Here is a 5,049-nt window from a genome sequence, read left to right on the forward strand (position 1 = left end):
GGGACACTGACTTCCTCGATCTTGTCGAAGAGGCGCATCTCAGCTTCAGGGGCAAGTCCGATGGCGAAATCGCCTTTGGGGCCCTGAAGGGCTTCCTGGACGTGCGTTACGGCACCCGCGACGGTTCGGCGTGCGCGGAGTTCTCGTGGGAAAGGCACGACGAAAATGACCCCGCCTGCGGTCGCGGATGGGTTATGATCGGCACTGCCGGCAGGCTCGTCGGCCACTTCTATATCCACAATGGCGACGATTCAGCCTTCGTTTGCGAACGCGGCTGAGTTCTTCAACAGCCTGCTAGGGAAGCTCGTCAGGCTGTTATCGAGCTAGAGGACGAAGTCGAGCCAAAGGTTAGTCCTCTCAGAGGCAAATCGGCGCCTTGGCGGGCGCTCGTCAGCGGGCGAGTAGCTGGCCGGCCTCAATCAAGATGCTGTTTCCGCTCGAATTTATCATCCGGCACGGCTCGATTGCGCTTCGGTTTCGCTTTGGTTCACATCCATACCCAAAACCGAAGGACACGGATCTCTCATTCGAAAGGCCGGCGTTGCGGGTCGCTACCTCGCGCACCTCAGAATGCCGATGGCAAGAGCCGTCATGCCTATTTTTGATCAAGTTGAGCCTTCGTCAGGGAAAAATTCGTCGTATTTTTCGGCATCCGAGGATTTCCTGCGCCGATCGGCCATCTCGCGGCGGAATTCGTCTCAGGCTGGGAGGTGATTATGCACTACGATCGGATAGATGCCCGCATTCTCGAGATCGTGCAAAAGAATAACCGTCTGACTTCAGACGTGATTGGCGAGATGGCCGGGCTTTCCCCTACCGCATGCCAACGACGGCTGAAGAGGCTCCGCTCGGAGGGCATCATCCAGGCCGACGTGTCGGTCGTATCGCCAAAGATGGTCGGACGACCTATTCAAGTGCTTGCACTGGTGACCTTGGAGCGGGAAAGCGCTGATATCATCGATAGGTTCAAGAAGGCCATCAAATCATCAATCGACGTCGTCAACGGTTTTTACGTCACGGGCGATGCCGACTTCGTCCTGTACATTACCGCGCGGTCCATGGAGGAGTACGAGGAGTTCACGCGGCGCTTCTTCTACGAAAACCGCGACATCAAGGGCTTCAAGAGCATGGTCATACTGGATCGCGTAAAGGTTGGATTTGCTGTTCCGGTTGAGCTTCCACCGGGCGATTGAGTGCACCGATGCTGGCCTTCGTCTCCGCAATCGAGGTCTTGACCTGACCGCTCCACTCTCCGGCCGCTTCTTGGGATCTCAGTCAGGGATAGAGAAGAGACGCAGCTCGAGCCCGGTCATACGCCATGTCCTGAACGCAATCATCGCACCGCCAACGGCAAGGTGCATAAGACAAGAATATGGCGCGTTCAGTGAAGCCGCGAGCGCCTTCATTGGTTTGGTCGAAATTCGAAGGCAGGTAACGCGTGATTTGGGCCCGGATCAGCGGATTGAGAGCGGGATTGTTCTCCATGCGTAAAAACCGACGGCCGGCTCCTGCTCAGGACCGACACTCCATATGACCATCTCATTGGTTGCGAAGCTGACCTTGGCGAGCGTCGGGCCGGACCTCCCGCCGTCTGCAGCCAGCGCCGACCCGATCGTCAGAGACCTGAACGGGACGCCCCGCGGCCAGGTGCGACTCTCCAAAATAGACGGTTAAGCTTCTTTCCGCCCGGCGGCGCGCACGGCCGCAGATTCAACGCATCGCCTTAGTGAGCAGAATTTCGGCTTCACACGACACTTCATGTGATGGTGACATTTACGTCTCGATCGACCGCGGTAACAAGCGTCTCCCTCCGGTGAAGGCCGCCTTGTCGGGATAATGCGAGTGCTGTGTAACAGTCCTTATGGACAGCAATAAGTGCAGTGCTCAGATTGAGCGGTTTGAGGTTGTCGAGACTGGCCGGCGGCGTCGGTGGACCGATGATGAGAAGCTCAAGATCGTTTTGGAGAGTTTGCAGAGCCCGCGGGCCGTCTCATCGACTGCGCGGCGATATGGGATCTCGCGCTCGCTTCTGTTGACTTGGCGGCGATCGTTCGGGACGCGGCCGAGCGAAAATGAACAGCCTCAGCCTTCCTTTGTGCCGGCGATGGTGACGCCCGAGCCGGCTGCAGTGGGGACGAGCGCGCCGTCGAGTGGACGCATGGAGATTGTCGTAGGCAAGGCTTGCCGTGTGATCGTGGACGCCGGCGTTGATATGACTGCGTTGTCTCGCGTGTTGGATTTGCTGGAGCGGCGATGATTCCGATCGCAGCGGGGGCGAGAATCTGGATCGCAACCGGTCACACTGACATGCGCAAAGGCATGCAGGGTCTGGCATTGCTGGTGCAGGAGGGATTGGGGCGAGATCCCTTTGCCGGCGACGTCTTTGTGTTCCGTGGTCGTGCCGGCACACTGATCAAGGCACTTTGGCACGACGGAGTCGGGCTATCGCTCTACGCCAAGCGGCTGGACCGTGGGCGCTTCATCTGGCCGGCGACGGTGGATGGAGTGGTGTCGCTGACCGCTGCTCAGATGAGCTATTTGCTGGAGGCGATCGACTGGCGTAACCCGCAACACAGCTGGCGGCCGCAGAGCGCCGGATAGGTTGCGCCAATAATCCCGTGAGATTGCAAAAAGCCCGCGCCAAATCGCGGCTTTTGTGATTCCATTGGTTCATGGGTGAGGGTCCCGAGAAGCTGCCGGAAGACATTGAGGCGCTGCAGGCGGCGTTGCTCGCAGCACGCGCCGAACTTGCCAGCGTTCGCGCCCAACGGTCTGACGAGCAGGCGCTGATCGCTCACCTGAAGCTGCAGATCGAAAAGCTAAACCGTGATCGTCATGGCCCTCGCTCGGAGCGTACCGCAAGGCTGCTGGATCAACTTGAATTAACGCTCGAGGAACTCGAGGCCTCGGCGACCGAAGACGAACTGACCGCCGAAATGGCCGCGGCCAGGATCACGAACACCACGACCGTCGCGTCGTTCACACGTCAGCGGCCATCCCGCAAGCCGTTCCCGGATCATCTGCCCCGCGAGCGCGTGATCGTCTCAGGGCCGACGTCGTGCGCCTGCTGCGGCGGCTCGCGGTTGTCCAAGCTCGGCGAGGACATCACCGAGACGCTGGAGGTGATCCCGAAATCCTGGAAGGTGATCCGCACGTCTGGGAAAAGTTCAGCTGCCGAGACTGCGAGAGGATCAGCCAGGCCCCGGCGCCGTTCCACGTCATCGCCCGCGGCTGGGCCGGCCCCAGCTTTTTGGCGATGGTGCTGTTCGAGAAGTTCGGCCAGCACCAGCCGCTGAACCGGCAGGCCGAGCGCTATGCCAAGGAGGGCGTGCCGCTCAGCCTGTCGACCCTGGCCGACCAGGTTGGTGGTTGCACGGCGGCGCTGACGCCCTTGTTCAAGCGCCTCGAGGCCCACGTGCTGAGCGCCGAGCGATTGCATGGAGATGACACCACGGTTCCGGTCCTGGCCAAAGGCAAGACCGATACCGGTCGAATCTGGGTCTATGTGCGCGACGACAAGCCTTTTGGCGGGCAGGCCCCGCCGGGGGCCGTGTTTTATTACTCGCGCGATCGCGCCGGCGAGCATCCCCAGGCCCATCTGGCCGGCTATAGCGGCATCTTCCAGGCCGATGCCTATGGCGGCTATGGCAAGCTTTACGGCCCGGGCCGCAATGCAGGTCCGATCCTGGAGGCCGCATGCTGGGTCCATGCCAGACGGCCGTTCTTTGTGATGGCTGATTTGGCGGAGAATGCGCGCCGCAAGGTGCAGGGCAAAAAGCCAGCGGTGATCTAGCCCATGGCGCTGGAAGCAGTCCGCCGGATCGACGCCTTGTTCGAGATCGAGCGAGGTATCAACGGCGAGACGCCCGAACGGCGCCGAGCTGTTCGCCAGGAGCTCAGCGCGCCGCTGGTCGCCGGCTTGGAAACCTGGATGCGTGAGCAACGCGCCAAGCTCTCACGGCGCAACGATGTTGCCAAGGCGATGGACTATATGCTCAAGCGCTGGAGCGCGTTCACCCGCTTCCTCGATGACGGCCGCATCTGCCTGTCGAACAACGCCGCCGAACGAGCCCTGCGCGGCATCGCCCTGGGGCGGAAGTCGTGGCTGTTCTGCGGCTCCGACCGCGGTGGCGACCGTGCCGCTATGATGTACAGCCTGATCGTCACTTGTCTATGCCGCGCGCGGCATAGGGCGGTTTATGCCGCCCGCCGAACTATGCCGAACGAGTCCGGTATGGCACGTCGTTGTCACGCTGGCACCGTCGATCGCGTGCACGGTTGCCCCATTCCATTCGGCATAGTCTGGTCGTTCAGAGCGCCTCTAGGAAGGCGAGCAGGCGATCGTTCGGCTGGAAGCGGGTTCGCTTGCCGCGCTCGTACGGCTTAAGCTTCGCCAAGGCAGCTTCCTTGAGGGCGAGGTGGGCGTGCAGGTAGGTCTGCGTTGTCTCGACCGATTCATGACCGAGCCACAGCGCGATCACGGAGCAGTCGACGCCGGCTTGCAGCAGTTCCATCGCAGCGCTGTGCCTCAGCACATGCGGTGACACGCTCTTGGCCTTCAAAGACGGGCAACTCTTGTGAGCGACACGAACATGCTTTCCCAGTAGCGACTGGACGCTGTCGGCACTGAGCCGGCCCCCGTGCACGTTGGGGAACAACGCTGTTGCTCCTTTCCGTAACGGTTCCTTGAGCCATGCCTGGAGCCATACCGAGCGAGTGTGGTCAGCGGAGTGGTCCGTTCCTTCCGCCCTTTGCCGACGCATCGTACGTGTGCGCCAGACCCGAGGTGGACGGCATCCCGGTCAAGGCCAGTCAGCTCGGAGAGGCGTAAGCCTGTCTGGGACGCGAGCAGCAGCAAGGTGTGATCGCGGCGGCCAAGCCACGTCGTTCGATCGGGCGCTGCGAGAACCGCCTCGATCTCGGGGCGCGTGAGGAAGTGCACCTGTCGCTTATCGTGGCGCTTGCTCGGAATGGCGAGCACGCGCTGGATCAGCGCACTGTGTGCCGGCTCCTCGAAGGACACGAACCTGAAGAAGGATCGGATAGCGG

4 protein-coding genes and 2 pseudogenes are annotated in these 5,049 nt (G+C 61.3%); 5 read left to right on the forward strand and 1 reads right to left on the reverse strand.

What is annotated here, in order from left to right:
* The 5 genes and pseudogenes from E4K65_RS46195 to tnpC all read left to right on the forward strand — a co-directional run.
* A partial coding sequence (locus E4K65_RS46195; protein ID WP_235886063.1) for a hypothetical protein occupies positions 1-278 on the forward strand: 278 nt, incomplete at its 5' end.
* 438 nt (positions 279-716) lie between these two features.
* A complete protein-coding gene (locus tag E4K65_RS46200; protein WP_135179701.1) occupies positions 717-1,193 on the forward strand; it encodes an Lrp/AsnC family transcriptional regulator in 477 nt (158 codons plus the stop codon).
* Between the two features lie 668 nt (positions 1,194-1,861).
* On the forward strand, positions 1,862-2,257 hold the full coding sequence (gene tnpA / locus E4K65_RS46205) for an IS66-like element accessory protein TnpA (RefSeq protein ID WP_135179702.1): 396 nt from the start codon (positions 1,862-1,864) through the stop codon (positions 2,255-2,257).
* Positions 2,254-2,601 carry an IS66 family insertion sequence element accessory protein TnpB gene (gene tnpB, locus E4K65_RS46210; protein ID WP_135179703.1) on the forward strand — a complete coding sequence of 116 codons (348 nt, stop codon included), beginning with the start codon at positions 2,254-2,256 and terminating at the stop codon, positions 2,599-2,601. Before tnpA ends, tnpB begins: the two co-directional genes overlap by 4 nt.
* A 71-nt stretch (positions 2,602-2,672) precedes the next feature.
* Positions 2,673-4,168: pseudogene (gene tnpC / locus E4K65_RS46215) on the forward strand (IS66 family transposase); the annotation flags it as partial.
* Between the two features lie 142 nt (positions 4,169-4,310).
* On the opposite strand, the pseudogene E4K65_RS46220 reads toward tnpC, so the two are convergent.
* Positions 4,311-5,049: pseudogene (locus E4K65_RS46220) on the reverse strand (tyrosine-type recombinase/integrase); the annotation flags it as partial.

Origin of the sequence: Bradyrhizobium niftali, from assembly GCF_004571025.1 — a bacterium.
In the GTDB taxonomy this organism is placed as follows: Bacteria; Pseudomonadota; Alphaproteobacteria; order Rhizobiales; family Xanthobacteraceae; genus Bradyrhizobium; species Bradyrhizobium niftali.